The 18,891-nt window shown below is 65.6% G+C and carries 7 protein-coding genes; 2 read left to right on the top strand and 5 right to left on the bottom strand.

Going from position 1 to position 18,891, the window contains the following annotated elements:
• Positions 1-41 precede the first annotated feature (41 nt).
• The 5 genes from BVC93_RS34185 to BVC93_RS25545 all read right to left on the bottom strand — a co-directional run bounded on the left by BVC93_RS34185 (position 42) and on the right by BVC93_RS25545 (position 15,919).
• Positions 42-8,849: a non-ribosomal peptide synthetase gene (locus BVC93_RS34185; protein WP_157517081.1), complete on the bottom strand. Its 8,808-nt coding sequence runs from the start codon at positions 8,847-8,849 to the stop codon at positions 42-44.
• The gene (locus BVC93_RS34645) at positions 8,836-13,413 is read right to left on the bottom strand and encodes a non-ribosomal peptide synthetase (RefSeq protein WP_083741332.1); all 4,578 of its coding nucleotides are present in this window, start codon (positions 13,411-13,413) and stop codon (positions 8,836-8,838) included. Before BVC93_RS34645 ends, BVC93_RS34185 begins: the two co-directional genes overlap by 14 nt.
• Positions 13,414-13,434: 21 nt before the next feature.
• Positions 13,435-13,665, bottom strand: a complete 231-nt coding sequence (locus BVC93_RS25555; RefSeq protein ID WP_083739883.1) for an MbtH family protein — start codon at positions 13,663-13,665, stop codon at positions 13,435-13,437.
• Between the two features lie 199 nt (positions 13,666-13,864).
• Positions 13,865-15,139 carry a glycosyltransferase gene (locus tag BVC93_RS25550; protein WP_083739882.1) on the bottom strand — a complete coding sequence of 425 codons (1,275 nt, stop codon included), beginning with the start codon at positions 15,137-15,139 and terminating at the stop codon, positions 13,865-13,867.
• A 21-nt stretch (positions 15,140-15,160) separates the two neighbouring features.
• Positions 15,161-15,919, bottom strand: a complete 759-nt coding sequence (locus BVC93_RS25545; protein WP_157517080.1) for a class I SAM-dependent methyltransferase — start codon at positions 15,917-15,919, stop codon at positions 15,161-15,163.
• Positions 15,920-16,110: 191 nt separating this feature from the next.
• Between BVC93_RS25545 and BVC93_RS25540 the strand changes: the two genes are divergently transcribed.
• Together BVC93_RS25540 and BVC93_RS25535 are read left to right on the top strand one after the other, a co-directional pair.
• Positions 16,111-16,656, top strand: a complete 546-nt coding sequence (locus BVC93_RS25540; RefSeq protein ID WP_083739880.1) for a DUF2505 domain-containing protein — start codon at positions 16,111-16,113, stop codon at positions 16,654-16,656.
• The gene (locus BVC93_RS25535) at positions 16,653-18,842 is read left to right on the top strand and encodes an acyltransferase family protein (protein ID WP_083739879.1); all 2,190 of its coding nucleotides are present in this window, start codon (positions 16,653-16,655) and stop codon (positions 18,840-18,842) included. Before BVC93_RS25540 ends, BVC93_RS25535 begins: the two co-directional genes overlap by 4 nt.
• Positions 18,843-18,891: the final 49 nt, after the last annotated feature.

Raw genomic sequence — 18,891 nt, 5'->3', positions numbered from 1 at the left:
GCCTGGCGGCCCGAACGGACATGCCACAAAACGATTCGAGGTCAACGCCGGACGGCCCACATACCCGTCGGCCAACCCCGAGCCCGCAACATACAACTCCCCGGCAACCCCGCCGGGACCCGGCGCAAGGCGGTGTCCAGGACGAAGAAGCCAAGATGCGCCAGGGGCACACCGATGGGGCTGGCCACCTGCTCGGCGTCCCTGGCGAAGATCTCCCTGAACGACGCGTGCACCGTCGTCTCCGTGATCCCGTACATGTTGATCAGTCGTGGCGATTCGGGGTGCGCTGTGAGCCAGGACGACAGGCGCCGCGGGTCGAGTGCTTCGCCGCCGAACACCACGGCGTCGAGGCCGAGCTCGGAACTCAGTTCCGGCGCAAGGGCATCGGCGGCCTGTAGAGCGTAGAACGCCGATGGTGTCTGACTCAGGACGGTGATCCCTTCGGTGACCAATAGCGCATGCAGGTCTTCCGGGGAGCGCACCACCTCGTCGGGCACCACCACCAGCCGGCCGCCGTAGAGCAGCGGGCCCCAGATCTCCCACACCGAGTAGTCGAATGCCAGCGAGTGGCATTGGGTCCACGTCTGCCCGGCGAGATTCATCTGCGCGTTCAGCGTCCGCAACAGGCCGATCACGTTGTGATGTGGAATCGCCACCCCCTTCGGGGTGCCCGTGGTGCCCGAGGTGTAGATGACATACGCCGTGTCGTATGAACCCGGTGGAACCATTGCGGTGGCCCCATCGGGAATCGAACTCAGGTCATCGATGTCGACCACGGTGAGCTCCGATTCACCCAACAGCGCTTGCAGTGCCGCGGTGGTGAGCACCACGGCAGGCGCGGCGTCGCACAACACAAAATCCCGGCGCGCTGCGGGTACCGACGGATCGATCGGGACGTAGGTGGCACCCGATTTCACCACTGCCAGTGTCGCGATCACGGCGTCGGCCGAGCGCGGCAGCAGCAACGCCACCCTGTCCCCTCGACCCACTCCGAGGCCGGACAGCTTGTGCGCCAGCCGTTCCGCTGCGGCATCCAGCTCGCGGTAGGTCAACGAGCGACCCTCGAACGTCACCGCAGGCGCCTCGGGACGACACAACACCTGCGCCGTGAACATCGACGCGATCGACTCACCGTCGACGTCCACGGCAGCCAGCGCCGCACGATTGCCCCACGTGTCGAGCTGGGCGCGCTCACGGTCGTCGAGCAGTTCCAGTGCCGACAAGCGCCGGGCGGGATCAGCCAGCATCGCCGTGAGCACCCGCCGCAACCGCTCCACCAGGGAGATGATCGTGGCCTCGTCGAAGACGTCGGTGCGGAACTCGACCGCGCCGGCGATCCCTGCGGGTTCACCGTCGGTCCAGCGTTCGGCCATGGTGAAGGTCAGATCCATCCGTGCGGTGCGGGTGTCCACCGGCATCGGGGTGACCTGCAGATCGCCCAGGGTCAACCCCGCTGTCTCGCTGTCCTGCCACGCGAAGTTCTGCCAGGCCAACAGCACCTGCACCAGCGGGTGATGTGTCAGGCTCCTGGTCGGTTTGAGGCGCTCCACCAGTACCTCGAACGGCACGTCCTGATGCTCGTAGGCAGCCAGACTGCCGCGGCGGACCTGGTCGAACAGCTCGGCAACGCTGGGATCTCCCGACAGGTCCACCCGCAGCACCAAGGTGTTGACAAAGAATCCCACCAGTTCGTCGAGAGCGGCGTCACCGCGCCCGGCGATCGGGAACCCCACTGCCACATCGGTGCTCGCACTCAGGTGCGACAGCAGTACCGCCAGCGCCGCCTGCACCACCATAAAGCTGGTGGCGTTGTAGGTGCGAGCCGCCGCCGCGACCGCTCGTTGCAGCTCCGCCGGCCACTCCACCTCAACTCGGGCGCCACTGTGGTCAGACACTGCCGGGTAGGGGCGATCGGTGGGCAGCACCAGCCGCTCGGGCATGCCCGACAGCGCCTCCACCCAGTAGCCGACTTGCTGGGAGATGCGACTTCCCGGATCGGACAGTTCCCCCAGCTGTTCCCGCTGCCACAGCGCGTAGTCGGCGTACTGTACGGGCAACTCGGCCCAACCCGGCTCCTCACCGGCGCTGCGGCGGGCATAGGCCACACCCAGATCGTGGACCAGCGGGGTCACCGACCAGCCGTCAGCAGCGATGTGATGGACCACGGCCACCAACACGTGCTCGTCATCGGCAAGCCGGAAGAGCCGTGCCTGCATGGGTGTCTCTGTGCCGAGGTCGAACTCGTGGCGGGCCACGTCGTCGATCGCGTGGCTCAGTCGGACCTCCGGCCAGCCGCAGGCGTCCACGACGTCCCAGCCGAAGCCAACTTGGTGGTGGGCCACCACCACCTGCTCGGGGACACCGTTGCCGACGGGAAACAGGGTGCGCAGGCTCTCGTGGCGGCGCACGACATCACCCAGCGCGGCACCCAACGCAGCGGCGTCCAGATTCCCGTGTAGACGCAAGGCCACCGCGATGTTGTACGTCGCCGACGGACCATGGAACTGGTCGATGAACCACAGCCGGCTCTGCGCGAAGGACAGCGGGACCACGTCGGGACGGGTGCTTGCGACCAACGGTGCGTGCGCGCTGTGGTCACTGCCGATGCGCAGGGCCAGCTGGGCCACACTCGGCGCCTCGAACACGGCGCGCACCGCGATCGCGGCGTCCATGCTGGTGTTCACGGCCGCGACCAATCGCATGGCGGACAACGAATCCCCGCCCAGCTCGAAGAACGAATCGTCGACGCCCACCCGCTCGATACCGAGCACCTGCGCGAAGATGCCTGCCAGGATTTCCTCGCCTGCGTTGGACGGGGCGCGGTAGTGCTCTGCGGTGCGGTAGTCGGGCGCCGGCAGCGCCCTCTTGTCGAGCTTGCCTCCGACGGTCAACGGCACTGCAGGCAGGGACATCACCGCCGCAGGGACCATGTACGCCGGAAGTCGCCCGGCGAGCGCAGCCCGCGCCACGGCCGGATCGGCCGTTCCGGTGATGTAGCCGACCAGCCGCTGGTCACCCGGCCGGTCCTCGCGGGCAATCACCACCGCCTGCTCGACGCCCTCCACCGCAGCCAGGAGTGCCTGAATCTCACCGGGCTCGACGCGGTAGCCGCGGATCTTGATCTGTTCGTCGGCGCGGCCGAGGTAGTCGAGCTGGCCGTCGGACCGCCAGCGAACCAGATCGCCGGTGCGGTACATGCGTGCGCCGGGCTCACCGAAAGGCGATGCCACGAAACGTGATCCGGTCAAGCCAGCGCGGCCCACATAGCCCACCGCGACTCCCCGGCCCGCCACGTAGAGCTCCCCCACCACACCACGCGGGACGGGGCGCAAGCGTTCGTCGAGGACGAACAGCGCCGCTGTCGCGACGGGCGCCCCGATGGGAGCGACACCTGAGCCCGCCGAGCCGAGCTGCAGCGGCGTGCTCATCGACGCGTACACGGTGGCCTCGGTGGGTCCGTAGGCGTTGATCACCACGCGACCCGGTGCCCACCGGTCCACCACTTCGGCCGGGCATGCCTCGCCGCCGAGCAACACCGCCACCGACTCCAAACCCACGGCGGACAGAGCGTTCACCGCCGACGGCGTCTGAGTCAGTACGGTGACGTGTTGGTCCACCAGCAGTGCGTGGAACTCCTGCGGTGATCGCACCACCTGGTCCGGCACGACCACCAACCGTCCGCCGCCCAGCAACGCAGCCCAGATCTCCCAGACCGAGAAGTCGAACGCATAGGAGTGGCATTGTGTCCACACCTGTTCGTCTGGCAGTCCCGCCGGCGGCGAGTCCGCCAGATGGGCCAGATTGCGGTGGCTGACGGCCACCCCCTTGGGTGTGCCGGTGGTCCCCGAGGTGTAGATCAGGTACGCGATGTCGTCGGGGGACGGCATGGGCAGTGGAGGGCTGAATTGTGCTCCGGTGTGGTCGATGTCGATCACCGGTCGGCTACATCCGGCCAGCCGGGACCGCAGGTCCGCACTACTGACAACGGCACTGGGTGCGGCATCAGCCAGCAGGAAATCGACACGGGAGTCCGGCAGGGCAGGATCGATGGCGAGGTAGGCTGCTCCGGTCTTCAAGACGGCCAACATCGCCACCACAGCTCGGGCCGAGCGCCGCACCAACAGTGCCACGCGGTCACCCGGCTGCACCCCGGCGTCGGCGAGCGTGTGCGCAAACCGGTTCGAGGCCTGATCCAGTTCCCGGTAGGTCATCGACAGGTCACCGTCGGTGAGCGCTGTCGCCGACGGGCTGCGTGACACCTGCGCGGCGAACAGAGCCGGAACCGACACCGCCGCGGTGGCGTTCGCGCTCAGTATCGCGCGGTTGCCGACGTGGTCGAGGTAGATGTGCTCGGCCTCGGTCAGCACATCCACCGTCGACAGGCGCCTGCTCGGGTCGGCCGTCATCGCGTCGAGCACCAGTCGCAGCCGCTCCATCAGCGTTTCGATGCCGACTGCATCGAAGACGTCGGTGCGGTACTCCACCATCCCGGCGATTCCGGTGGCCTTACCGTCCTGGGTTCGGCGTTCGTTGAAGGTGATCGCCAGGTCCACCCGTGCCGTGCCGGTCTCGAGCGGAAGCTGGGTGATCTGGAGGTCGCCGAGCGCCATGGCGATCTCGTCGCTGGTCTCGCCAGGAAGGTTTCGCCAACCCAGCATCACCTGCACCAGGGGGTGGTGGGTCAACGAGCGGGTGGGATTGAGCCGATCAACCACGACTTCGAACGGCACGTCCTGGTTCTCGTACGCGGCCAGGCTGCGGGCGCGAACCTGCGCCAACAACTCCGCGACGGTCGGATCGCCACTCACGTCGACGCGCAGCACCAGGGTGTTGACGAAGAACCCGATCAGCTCGTCGAGCGCGGAATCACGGCGCCCGCCGATCGGAAAGCCCACCGCGACATCGGTACTGGAACTCAGCTTGCCGAGAAGTACGGTCAGCGCCGCCTGCACCAACATGAAGCTGGTGGCGTGGTGCCGGTGGGCCACCTCGGCGATCCGTTCCTGCAGTTCGACGGGCCAGTGCACGGCAATGCTGGATCCACGCTGATCGGCCACCGGCGGGTAGGGACGGTCCGTCGGGAGGTCCAGCCGGTCGGGCATCCCGGCCAGCGCGCCCTCCCAGTAGTTTAACTGCTGCGCGATCAGGCTTGTGGAGTCGTCCAAGTCCCCGAACTGTGCGCGCTGCCAGAGCGTGTAGTCGACATACTGAACCGGCAGTTCCGTCCATGCCGGCGCGATGCCCATACAACGGCACAGGTAGGCGATGCCGAGATCACGGACCATCGGGGCGGCGGACAGCCCGTCCGCGGCGATGTGGTGCGCCACGCTCACCACCACGTGATCGTCGGCAGCGATGCGGAACAGCTTGGCGCGCAAAGGAATCTCGGTTGCCAGATCGAATGGGTGCCGCGCCACCTCCTCGATGGCCCGGTCCAGCTGAACCTGCGACCAACCGCCGGCATCGACGATCTCCCAGCCGATGTCGGCGTGCTCACGCTCGACCACGATTTGGCGCGGCACCCCATCGGGTGCGGAGAACATGGTGCGCAGACTCTCGTGGCGACCCACCACGTCATTCATCGCGGCGCCCAGCGCCTGGGCATTGAGAGTTCCCTTGAGCCGCAGGCCCACCGGCATGTTGTACATGGGTGACGGCCCCTGCAGCTGGTGGAGGAACCAGAGCCGATTCTGGGAGAACGACAGCGGGATGATCGCGGGCCGCTCCATGGTGACCAGGGGTGCCAGTCGCTGCGAGCCGCCGCCGATTCGGGTGGCCAATTGTGCCACGGCGGGGGCGTCGAACAGTGTCCGCACCGAGACCCCGGCATCGAGGGCTTCGTTGACGGCAGCCACCAGTCGCATCGCCGACAGTGAATCGCCACCGAGATCGAAGAACGACTCCTCGGCGCTCACGCGGTCGACGCCAAGGACTCGGGCATAGATCCCGGCCAAGATCTCCTCGACCGCGGTGACCGGCGCACGGTACCCCGCGGCGTCACCGAATTCCGGTGCGGGAAGCGCACGTCGGTCGAGTTTGCCGTTGACTGTCAGCGGCAGTCTTTCGATCACCATCACCGCCGAGGGCACCATGTATTCGGGCAGCCTCTGGGCCAGGGCGGTGCGCAGTGCAGCCGGGTCAGCCGAACCGGTGACGTAGCCCACCAGGCGTTTGTCGCCGGGGCGGTCCTCTCGGACGATCACGACTGCTTGCTCGACACCGTCCTGGGCGTCCAGCGCCGCACGGACTTCGCCCAGTTCGATGCGGTATCCGCGGATCTTGACCTGCTCGTCCACCCGCCCGACGTACCGCAGCTCGCCGTCGGCACCCCACCACACCAGGTCACCGGTACGGTACATGCGTTGGCCGGGTGCAGACCCGAACGGGGAGGCAACAAATCGTGAGGATGTGAGGCCGGGTCGTCGCCAATAGCCGAGTCCCGCCCCGGTTCCCGCGACATACAGATCACCGACCACGCCTGCGGGCACCGGCCGCAACCACTGGTCCAGGACGAAGAACGCATAGCTGGGCAGAGGTACGCCCACCGGGCTGACGTCGCCGTCGGCGGCGATGTCGGTGTCGACGATCTCCCGGAACGAGGCGTGCACCGTGGTTTCGGTGGTCCCGTAGAGATTGAACAGCCGCGGCAGCGCCGGATGATTGCCCCGAAAGGTCCGCAGACGTTGCGGCTCCAACGCTTCCCCGGCGAACACCACCGCGTGCAACGCAAGACCCCGGCCCGTCTCCGGGTCCATGTTGTTCGCGGTCTGCAGAGCGTAGAAAGCGGAGGGCGTCTGACTCAGCACTGTGACCTGTTCTTTGACCAACAGCGCATGGAAATCCTCCGGCGCCCGGGCCACGGACTCGGGCACCACCACCAGGCGTCCGCCGTAGAGCAGGGCACCCCAGATCTCGCACACCGAGACATCGAAGGCCAACGAATGCCATTGCGACCACACCTGCTGCGCCAGAGACATTCTGGCGTCCATGGCCTCCAGCAGTCGGGTGACGTTCTGGTGGGTGATCGCCACCCCCTTGGGGGTGCCGGTGGTACCGGAGGTGTAGATCAGGTAGGCGGCGTCATCGGGCGTGGGCTCTGGCAGTGGGACATCCGAGTGGTGTTCGGCATCCTGCAGCACGCTGATGTCGATCGTCAGCAGATCGTCCGTGTCGAGTCGCGCGGCGAGCGCCGAGGTGGTGATGGCGGCGCTCGGAGCGGCATCGCCGAGCACGAATTCTCTGCGGGCTGCCGGTACCGCGGGGTCGATCGGCACGTAGGCCGCACCGGCCTTCAGCACGGCGAGTATGGCGATGATGGCTTCAGCCGACCGCGGCAGCAGCAACGCAACCCGCTGGCCCCGGCCGATTCCGTGTCCGATCAGCACCTGTGCCAGACGATTCGAGGAATCGTCGAGTTGGTGGTAGGTCCAGGAACCGTCGGCACCGGTCAGTGCCAACGCCTCGGGCTGACGTGATACCTGCGCAGCAAATCGCGCCGGGATGGATACCGGCGGAGTGTGTGGTCCGGCCAGCGCCGCCACGTTGGCCCAGCGGTCGATATCGTCACGTTCGGTTTCCGCCAGCACGGTGACGGTGGACAGTGCCCGCGACGGGTTCTCGACCATCGCCTCCAGCAACCGCGTATAGCGGCCGATCAGCGCGGTGATCTCGGCGGAGTTGAACACATCGGTGTCGAACTCCACACGCAGGGTGAGGTGATCTCCGGGTAACGCCTGGACAGCCAGTGGATAGTGGTTGTACTCACGGTGGGTGTACTCGGTGACCACCAGACCGTCGGCACCCGACAGGTTCGCGGTATCCATCGGATAGTTCTCGTAGACGAAGAATGCGTCGAAAAGGAGTTCGTGGCCGGTGATTCGGTGAATCTCGCTAAGCGCCAGGTGCTGGTGGTCAAGCGTGCGGTTGTAGGACTCCTGAAGCTGGTTGAGCAGGTCCTCGGTGGTGGCGGACGAGGTCACGGTCGCGCGCACCGGCACGGTGTTGATCAGCAGACCCACCATCGAATCCGCGCCGACGATCTCATCCGGACGACCTGAGACTGTGGTGCCGAACGCGACATCGGTGTTTCCGGTCAGCGATATCAGCAGTTGGATGAAAGCGCCCTGAAGCACGGTGCTGACGGTCGTGTGACACGAGCGGGCCAGTTCGCCTACGGCGCAGGTGGTGTGTTCCTGCACCTCGAATCGGGCGACGTCTCGCCGCCCTTGCCCGCCCTGGCGGGCCGCACCCAGAAGTGTCGGCGTGTCGAAGCCGGCAAGTACCTCGCCCCATGCCGTGCGAGCCGCGGCCAGGTCGCGCCCGGCGAGCCAACTGACGAACCTGCGGTACGGCGGTGCCGGGGGCAGCCGCTGCCCGTAATAGCCTGCGAAGATCTCACCGAGCAGGATCGGGATGGACCACCCGTCGAGAACGATGTGGTGGTTGGTCATCAACAGCCGGTATTGGTCAACCCCTGTGCGGATCAATGCCGCGCGAATGGGCGATTGATCGGCCAGATCGCACACCGCAGCCCGCTCGGCCGCGCTGAGCTCGGCGATCCGCTCCTCGGCCCCGGCACCGTCGGTGTCCAGATACTGCCACGGCACCGTGGGATCACCGGGGATGATCTGCACGGGCTCGGCGAACTTTCCGGAGAACCGCGCTGCCAGGTGTGGATGCCGGGTCACCGCCGCCTGCACGGCATTTCGCAGCCGGTCGTGGTCCAGGGGCCCGCAAAGCCCCACATTCAACTGGACCGCGTACACGTCGTCGTCACCCTGGGCGGTGCTGGCGTGGAACAGCAGCCCCTGCTGCAGCGGAGTCAGGGGCAGGACATCAGCTATCCGCATATTGCCGCTGAAGCTCGTCGATCTGTTGTTGGCTCAGCCCCGCCGCAATATCGGAGGGGGTCAGTCCCCCACCACCGCCGCGAACGTGCGCACAGATTCCGGCCAGGGCATCGAACCACAGTTGGCTGAGCCGCTTGACCTGAACGTGGTTCAGCGCTGAGGTTGCCCAGGTCCAACCTGCCCGCAGTCGGGGGCCGGCGTCGGTGTCCACCGTGCCTGCGTTCAGTTCGAGTGTGTGCATCAGCGGCACCGGAATTGCCGCGGCGCTGTCGGTGACAGACCAGCAGTCTTGGCGGATCTCCCAGACATCGCCGGATGTCGGGGTCCCACCCAGCCTGCCCAGGTAGTTGAATCCGACAGCCGGGTCCGACCCGTCCAGGTCCACGGCGTCATTGAGGTAGCGCAGCAGCCCGTAAGTGATGCCGTCCGGCTGGATTCGCAACCGTTCCTTGGCGTCCTTGATCACCGCACCCAGTCCGGGGTCGCCTGCCAGCACCTGTGTCCAGTCCAGGCCGCTGACATGTACCGCCACCGGGTATTTGGTGGTGAACCAGCCGACGGTGCGCGACAGGTCGATCGTGTGATCGGTCGTGGCGGCGTCGCCGGGCCAAAGTTCCTCGTGGCGGCCATGACCTTCGGCGTCGATGACGACGGGAGCCTCTGCGGTCCCCAGGAATTCGGCAAGTGCCATCCCGAAGGCGATCAACAGGATGTCGTTCACGCCGGCATGGAACGCGGTGGGCACTTCACCGAGCAGCAGCCGGGTGGTGTCGACATCCAGCTCGACCGACAGGTTTCCCGCGTTGGCATAGGTGTCTACCTTCGGCCGGACATCCGGCAGCACGGGTCGCATCGAATTGAGCTGACGCCAGTGCTCGGCCTGTTGCACCACCACTGGGTGGTGGGCGTGTTCAGCGAGCACGGTGGCCCACCCGGCAAATGAGGTACCTGGCTCCGGGAGTGCGATCGTCGTCCCGCTCTGTAGCTGCTCCCAGGCAAGATTGAGGTCCTCCAACAGGATTCGCCACGACACGCCGTCGACCACCAGGTGATGTGCGATGACCACCAGCTGTCCTAGCGACGGCACCCACAACGCGCTCAGCATCATCCCGGCAGCCGGGTTCAGTCGCGACCGAGCTTGTGCCACTGCCCCGTCGGACAGCGTTTCGACGGTTCGCAGACACGACCGGGCATCGACGGTGCCCGGCTGCGGTACCTGCAGTACCCAAGTGCCGTCGATGCTGTCGACCTGCAGGCGCAACATCGGGTGACGATCCAGCAGCGCCTGCAAGAGTTGCACGACGTCGGATTCACCGGCCCCCGGAGGGGCGCCGATCACGACAGTCTGGTTCACCTGGTCGATGGATGCTCCGGTGCGTGCCACGCCGTTGAGCCAGTGGATGATCGGAGTGGCGAGCACGGGCCCGATCCCTTGATCCCGCACCTCGGTGCTGGCATCGGAGACCACGGCCACCCGGGCCAACCTGGCGACAGTCTGCTCCACGAACACGTCCCGCGGTCGGCACCGCACCCCGGCGGCACGCGCCCGGGCCACCACCTGCATCGACAGAATGCTGTCACCGCCGAGCTCGAAGAACGACTCGTCGACCCCGACCCGCTCCAAGCCCAATACCTGCGCAAAGATTCCCGCCAGGATCTCCTCCACCGCGTCACCCGGCGCCCGGTAGGACTGCGCATCCTGGTACACCGGCGCAGGTAATGCCTTCCTGTCCAACTTTCCGTTCACCGTCAACGGCATCATCTCGACCACCACGACTGCGGCGGGAACCATGTAGGCAGGAAGCCGTTCACCGAGAGCTGTCCGGAGTCGGGCCGGATCCGTTGTGCCGGTGACATATCCGACCAGCCTCTTGTCGCCGGGACGGTCCTCGCGGACCATCACGACAGCCTGCCGCACGCCGTCCAACGCGGACAAAGCGGCCTCGATCTCGCCGAGTTCGATGCGGTACCCCCGGATCTTGACCTGCTCGTCGGAGCGCCCCAGGTACCGCAACTGCCCATCAGCACCCCAGCACATCACATCGCCGGTGCGATACATCCGCGCACCGGGCGGTCCGAACGGACATGCCACGAACCGGCCCGAGGTCAAACCCGACCGACCCACATAGCCGTCGGCCAACCCCGAGCCCGCAACATACAACTCCCCCGCAACCCCTACCGGTACCGGACGCAGCCAGTCATCCAGCACGAAGAAGCCAAGATGCGCCAGAGGAACCCCGACGGGACTGACCACCTGCTCGGTGTCTGCGACAGAGATCTCACGGAACGACGCATGCACCGTCGTCTCCGTGATCCCGTACATGTTGATCAGCCGCGGCGACTCGGGGTGCGCAGTCAGCCATGGCGAGAGCCGTTGCGGCTCAAGGGCTTCACCGCCGAAGACAACAGCCTCCAGCGAAAGGCTGCCGACGGGACCGTCCTGCGCATCGTCGGCGGTCTGCAGTGCGTAGAACGCCGACGGCGTCTGGCTCAGCACCGTCACCCGTTCAGATCGGAGCAACGCTTGAAGATGGGCCGGCGAGCGAACAACCGTATCCGACACGACGACGACGCGGCCACCGTACAGTAGCGCTCCCCAGATCTCCCACACCGAAAAGTCGAAAGCCAGAGAATGACATTGTGACCACACCTGGTGGGCCAAACCCATTTCGACGTCCAGGGTGTTCAGCAGCTGGATCACGTTGCGATGCGGAACCGCCACGCCCTTGGGCGTGCCCGTGGTGCCCGAGGTGTAAATGACGTAGGCGGTGTCCTCCGGACACGGACCACACACCACGACACCACTGGCGTCGTCAACGTCATCAACATCGACGACCTCGGCGACGATTCCGGTCAGCGTGGGACGTAGCTCGGCGGTGGTCACCACCACCACCGGTGCCGCATCGCCCAGTACGAAGTCCCGGCGTGCGGCGGGTACCGACGGATCGATGGGAACGTAAGTGCCGCCGGTTTTGGCCACGGCCAGCATCGCCATCACCGCATCGGCGGAACGCGGCAGCAGCAGCGCCACGCGATCCCCACCGCCCACGCCCAGTCCGGATAGTCTGCGCGCCAGACGATCCGACATCACGTCGAGTTCGCGATAGGTCAGCGAACTATTGCCGAAGGTGACCGCCACCGCATCGGGACTTCGATGCACCTGTGCCGCGAACCTCGACACGATCGTGTCACCATCACGGGGCTGGTCCAGCAGTGCCGAACGATTACCCCACCTGTCCAGCTGGGCGCTCTCCTGCTCGTCGATCACGTCGATCGAGGGCACCCGACGTGCCGGATCGGCAGCCATTGCCACCAGAATCCGCTGCAGACGCGATGCCAGATCCGCAACGTCGGAGCCTGAGAACAACTGCCCTGCACCGAGGGTGCTGAGATACAGCTCGTCGCCGACTCCGTAGAAGATCACGCCGAAACCGCCGACGAAGCCCGAGTTAGTCATGGATGCCGAGGCGGATGCTCCGGCGAAGTCCAGCGAGAACGCCAGCGGAAAGAAATCGACCACCACCCGCTGCGCCGACCAGCCAGGATCATGGGCATGGGCGCGGCGTTCGAGCGCATGTACGGGAAAACGCTGATGCTGCAGCGTTTCACGAATCCTGGCGTCGACGTGTTCACAGAACGCCTTGACCGTTGCTGAGGGCCGGGCCTTGATGACCAACGGCACCACACCGGCGGTCATAGCCGGCAGCGTCTTCCATCTCGGTCCAGTTCGCCGGCTGACCGGGAAATCGACCACCAGGTCTGCGCCCTGTGCACACTGCGCCCGCGCCATGATTGCGCAAGCCGCAGTGAGGATCGACGACCGGGGGACGTTCCAGATGTGGGCCAGGTCGTCGACCCGCCGGATCAGGGCAGGATCCAGCCGGACCGGTTCCGATCGCCAGTTCGGATCGCGCTCAGCCGCAACGAGTTGCGGCGCGCTGGCAATCTGGCTGTCGGCGGGAAGGTTCGCCGTCCAGTAAGCCTCGTCCGCGCGATAGTCGTCGGACTCCTGGTACTCGGACTCGACGTCCACCAGGTCCTGCAGCGACCCGAAGAATGCGGGGGGAATGGGTTCCCCGGTGACCAACGCCGAGTAGACGGCAGCAACCCTGTTGCCGATCAGACCGATGCCGGCGGCGTCCACGACGATGTGATGGAAACACCCGAACAGTTGGAACTCCAGTTGCCCAGTCTGGTAGAGCGCGAATCGAAACAGCGGCCCCGACAACGGCATCGGTGTGCGCTGGATCGCCAACGCCATCTCGTGTGCGTCGCGTGTGGGGTCCGGCGACGATGTCAGGTCTTGTACATCGATCTCGATACTCGGGTACTCGACGGCCTGTTGAACCACCTTGCCGTCCACCTCGAAGATCGAAACCCGGACAGGCTCCGCCTCCTGCATCACACGTTGGATCGCCCACTCCAGGGCCTCGAGTTCCAGAGAACCCTCGATCCGTACCAACAGCCCGATCTGCCAGTCGGTACCGGAATGTCCGGTCTCCTGCGCGAGCCAGATGTCCAACTGCGCCCGCGTCAGTGGATGTGCGTTCTCACCAAGTTCCATGGATCCCCCGACCCAGTCGTCTCACCTGTCGTTGGTTCCGCTGGCTGCCAGCCTGTCGCGCAGACTCTTGGGCCGGATGTCGGACCAGTTCGCTTCGATGAACTCCAGACAGTCGGCGCGATCGGTTGCCCCATGCACAACCCGCCACCCCGCCGGAACTTCAGCAAATGTCGGCCACAAACTGTGTTGCTCCTCGTCGTTGATCAGGACGAAAAACCGACCGGTGTCATCATCGAACGGATTGGTAGTCACCAGTTTCTCCAGACGGCCTGTTCCTTGCTACTGAAACACGTTCTAGAACCGTACTTCGGCGACGGGACGCGTGTCCCGAAGTTGGGTGTGACGCGCATCACATTTGACTCTTTCCACCGCTAGCGTGCATCTTCAGCAACATCTGAATGCGGCGGCGCCCACCTGCGTCGACGGCACACTCGGACGGTCTCGACCCAGCTCAGCTGGTACGTCCTAGTCGTGCGAAGTCCTCGAGGAGATCGGCCGCGGCCGCAGCGCTCTTCGCCGGTTCGGTGATGCGATCGGCCAGTTCTCGCGCTCGGCGCTGGTAGTCCGCACCCAGAATGGTGCGCAGATCGTCGACCAGCGACTGTTCGTCTGCCGTCGAGAAGCGCCTGGCTGTACCCACCCTCAGTCGCTTCACCGCCGCTCCGTAGATCGCGTGCACCATGTCCCAGTAGAGGATCAATTGAGGTACACCGGCCCGCATTCCGATCGGCGTGGTCCCCGACCCTCCGTGGTGGACCACCGCACGGCACAACGGAAACACAGTCGCGTAGTTCATGGTTCCGACGACCTTGACATGCCCGGGTCGCGGCGATGCACTGAAATCGGTTCCAGCTGCGCCAATCAACGCGCGTTCACCCAACCGAGCGCACGCTGCGCTGATCATGGCGATCGTGTCAGCAGGGGACTCCACCGGGATGCTGCCGAAGCCGAAGAAGATCGGGGGCGTTCCCGAGGCAATCCACGATTCGATCTCACCGTCGGCCGCTGTCGCCAGCTCCAGTGTCAGCGTGCCGACAAACGGCCTTCGCAGTGGCCGTTTTGCGGTCGTCCACTCCTCGACCAAGCCAGGAAAACACGCAGCGTCGTAGGCCTGGATCTCCAGCGAACCACGATCAGTGATTCGGCGCGGCGCCGAACCCACCGACTTCGGCAGTCCCAGCTCGCGGCGCTGGGCGTCCTCCACCTTCTTGGTCCCGCGCCACGACAGCCACCAGAACGCGGCCACGGCTCGACGGCCCACTGTCGCGGGCAACCCCGGCAGCACCTGACCATTGGGCCGCAACGGGAAGTAATGCAAGGTGGCCAGCGGAAGTCCGTAGTACTCGGCAACATTGGCGGCAGCATCTTCGAAGTTGATACCGGTGAACAGAAGGTCCGCTCCGTCTGCCAACGACATCAGGGTGGCGCTCATCTCCTGCCAACCCCGCAGCAGCGGTCCGGCGATCTCGATCCGTGATCGCAGCAACGTCGCCAGCCGCCAGGGGGTTCGGAAGAAGCAGGTCCAGAAGTTGCGGTGGGCATCAAGAATCGCTTGCGAGTCAGGCCCGAACGGCACCGCCGTGGGCCCTGCCGCCTCGGTGAAGGCGACGAGGTCCGGCGGGACCGCCATCACCACGTCATGCCCCCGTCGCACCAATTCACGCGCTGCCGCGAGGCTGGGCTCCACATCACCGCGGCTACCCCACGTGGCGACCACGAATTTCATCGATAGCTTCCCCTCGCCAGATCAACGCCTAGGAGTGTCCGCGGCCAGGAATTCCTCCAGGTACCGGGGCGGTTTGAGGTTCAGCAGCCGCGCCCTGTCCGCCTTGAGATCGGCATAGGTCATGGCCTCCACCTGTTCGCGCGAGTAGGTCAGCGTGGAATCCGGTGTGCCCCTGCGGACAAACCCCACACCCTGGTCGCACTTGAGCACACCGACCACAAGGTCAGGTCTGGTGCTTCGTAGGTGCACGATCGCCTTCCACACGTCACCGTTCCAGATCCCGATGACCAGCGGGCCCTTCTGCTGGGCGATGAAGTCCTCCCACGACTCTGCGCGCCGGCCTGCCAACTCGAACGGCGGGTTGCAGTCGTGAAGGAAGATGACGCCGCCCTCGCTCAGGTGACGAACGGTGTTCTCGACGTCGCGCACCACCTGTTCGTAGGTGTGCAGGCCGTCGATCAAGGCGACGTCGACGGGGTGCTCACGCAGCAGTTCGGCGGCCTCCTCGAAGAATTCGTCACTGGTGGTCTCGAAGTAGTGAGTGACGCGAGCCTTTGCATCCGCGAGTTCACGGGCACGTTGCGACAACCTGAAGGCGGGGTCCACAGCAATCTTGATATCTGCGCCGATCCGCTGGAACGCCTGGCCCCTGGAGACACCGATCTCCAGATAGACCGGCGCGGAACGCCTTTCGAGGGCCCGCTGAACCGCCCTGATCCTGTTGACACCTGGCAAAGCATCCGCCAGCGTCACCAGGCCGTTGTTGATGCCCACGCGCATCCTCTCCATCGGTGCGGGCTTTCGCCCAGGCTTGCTGGTGAGCCGGGTTCACTTGCCTGATTGTGAACATGATTCCGAACACACCAGAACTGGACCTTAAACCACCACCACTGCACCTTTGCCGTGAATGACCCAACAGAAACCGGCGACTTGGGCACGCGGCGCCCCCGCACTTGGTAGGAAGTTCTGCTATGTCCCGTTCTTTCGACGGCCTCACCGAATCATCGGCGAGCGTCGAGCAGATCCACACAGCCTTCGGCCGGCAAGATTACTGGGCCGCCCGACTGGCGGGCAACGACGCCACCACGCTGGATTCGTTGATCGTCGGCGCCGAAGGCACGGTCTCGGTCCAGCTCACCCAACGCATCGGCCGCGTCATGTTGCCCGGCCTGGTCGCCAAGTTCGTCTCCGGTGAGGTGGTCGTGGTGCACATCGAGACCTGGACATCGGCAAGTGACGACCACGTACACGGTCAGATCAGTGCGACGGTATCCGGTGGGTTGGGATCCTGCCGGGCCAGAGCCAAACTCGAGACAACCCCCGGTGGTTCACGATTGAGCTTCACCGGCAAAGTCGACGTCAAGATCCCACTGGTTGGTGGGAACCTCGAGAGAGCTTTCGGCACCAACCTGGCCGAGAGTATCCCCGGCGTCGTCGATTTCACCACGACGTGGATCACCGAGCAGTTGAGGACAAGCAGCCCAGCAACTTTGGCCGACCCACTCGAAGACAGGTGACAGTGCATCAAACCGGCAGTGTCAGCCCCACCCAGACACCCCAGGACAGACCGTCGGCACAGTGGGGTTTCCGGCCGGACATCGAGGGGCTTCGTGCGGTCGCGGTGCTGGCGGTGGTGCTGTTCCATGCCGCGGTGCCGGGACTCGACGGCGGGTTTGTCGGCGTGGATGTGTTTTTTGTCATCTCGGGGTTCTTGATCACGGGCCTGCTGTGGCGTGAGACCTCCACCACCGGCACCGTGCGGCTGCGCAATTTCTACGGCGCACGCGCCCGTAGACTGCTACCGGCCTCTGCGGCGGTTGGTGTCATCACCGCGATCGCGGCGGTTGCGCTGCTTCCTCCGCTGCGGGTGCCCACGGTGCTCTACGACGGTATGGCAAGTGCGCTGTACGTCGGCAATTACTGGTTCATCCTCGCCGACGTCAACTACTTCAGCGACCTGCTGTCACCCTCGCCCTTCCAGCACTACTGGTCACTCGGTGTCGAGGAACAGTTCTACCTGCTGTGGCCGCCGTTGATCATAGGCACTGCGTGGCTTGTTCGTCGCGCACGCAGATCACATGGGCACCAAACGGTTTCACAGCGTCCCTACTTCGTGGTCCTGGCTCTGGTCGCGGTGGTGTCCTTCACGCTGTCGCTGGTGGTGACCTACGTGGTGCCGGTAGTGGCATTCTTCTCGCTGCCCACCCGGGCCTGGGAGCTGGCGCTCGGTGGGCTGGTGGCGCTGTCCACCGGGTACTGGCGCTTGCTCAAGCCGCTGCCTGCCGCCGTACTGGGGTGGACCGGAGCGATTCTGATCGTGTTGGCCTGCACCACACTGAGTGAGACCACCCTGTACCCGGGGACCGCCGCGCTGCTGCCCACCGTCGGCACCGCATTGGTCATCGGCGCCGGCTGTGCATCACCTACGCAGGGATGCGGTCGCATTCTGGCCATCGCCCCGATGCGAGCGATAGGCCGGATGTCCTACTCCTGGTACCTGTGGCACTGGCCGGTGCTGGTACTCGCTCCGGCGATGGTGGGTCATCCGTTGGGACTGGCCGGCAGGCTGACTGCGGTGGCGCTGTCCGCGGTGCTCGCGGTGCTCACGTTGCGATGGGTCGAGAACCCCCTGCGCTTCGCACCGCGCGTGCGCGACTCAGGTGCTGCCAGTCTTGTGCTCGGCGGCGCCGCGACGGCGGTGGCGGTCGGTGTGTGTGTCGTGTTGCTGATGGTGGCATCCGTCCCCGCCGGTCGCGGCGCGCCGGTGCCGACACTGGCGGTGACCGCTATTCAGTTGCCTGTCGGCTCCGACATCGACGCCTATGACGCTGCGGTACGGGACATCACGACCCAGGTGCAGGACATGGTTGCGGCGTCAGTCGGACTACAGGCCGTGCCGTCCAACCTTTCTCCGCCACTCACCAAGGTTGCGGACGAGCAAAGGGAGTTCTCCTTCGACGGCTGTTTGAGAACCCCCTACGAAGGAGGACAGCCCGAGTGCGCGCTGGGTGACACGGGGTCCGCCACCACCGTGGCATTGGTGGGCGACTCCAACGCCGCCATGTGGGCCCCGGCCCTAGAAGAGGTCGCCAAGCAACGTGGCTGGCGTCTGGAGTTGATGGCCAAGATGGCCTGTCCGCTGATGGATGTCCGCATCGACAGTCCGTTCCGGCGGGTGATCGAAGAATTCCAGCACTGCGAGCAATGGCGTGCCGACATCCTGGCCAGGCTGCGGGTCGAGCGCCCAGCGCTGGTGGTGGTGGGTGCGTGGCGGGGCTACGGAATCGACGAAACAATGACGGGTTTCACCGCTTTCGACCCCGCGTGGCTCCACAGTCTGACACGGCTGGTGCAGCAGTTACAGGGCGACGGTGCCCGGGTGCTGGTGCTCGGACCCATCCCGAGTCCACACAAATCGGTCCCGATCTGTCTGTCCGGCAACCTCGATGACGCGACGGCGTGTGTGCTGTCGCGGTCGGCCGCGGTGAATCAGGACGGCATCGCCGCCGAGGCCGCCGCAGCCGAGGCAGGCGGCGGCCGCTACGCAGATCTCTCCGATCTGTTCTGCACAACCGACCGGTGCCCGGCCATTGTGGGTAACACGCTGGTGTACCTGGACGTGAGCCATCAGACACTCGAGTACTCACGATTGTTGGCGCCTGCCATCGGGGCACTCGCCGACCGTGCTCTGGCGCACCCGTGATCAGATGTGCCGAATGATCGCCCTATCTCGAAACCAGCACCTCCTCGGT

It is taken from the genome of Mycobacterium sp. MS1601 (genome assembly GCF_001984215.1).
GTDB lineage: Bacteria > Actinomycetota > Actinomycetes > Mycobacteriales > Mycobacteriaceae > Mycobacterium.
Note: the sequence above shows the minus strand (reverse complement) of the source record. Positions and strands in the feature narration are given on the sequence as shown.

What these genes read in the sequence shown, in the direction of transcription:
- BVC93_RS34185 (WP_157517081.1), bottom strand. Translation starts at nt 8,849, where the DNA reads ATGCGGATAGCTGATGTCCTGCCCCTGACTCCGCTGCAGCAGGGGCTG.
- BVC93_RS34645 (WP_083741332.1), bottom strand. Translation starts at nt 13,413, where the DNA reads ATGGAACTTGGTGAGAACGCACATCCACTGACGCGGGCGCAGTTGGAC.
- BVC93_RS25550 (WP_083739882.1), bottom strand. Translation starts at nt 15,139, where the DNA reads ATGAAATTCGTGGTCGCCACGTGGGGTAGCCGCGGTGATGTGGAGCCC.
- BVC93_RS25545 (WP_157517080.1), bottom strand. Translation starts at nt 15,919, where the DNA reads ATGCGCGTGGGCATCAACAACGGCCTGGTGACGCTGGCGGATGCTTTG.
- BVC93_RS25540 (WP_083739880.1), top strand. Translation starts at nt 16,111, where the DNA reads ATGTCCCGTTCTTTCGACGGCCTCACCGAATCATCGGCGAGCGTCGAG.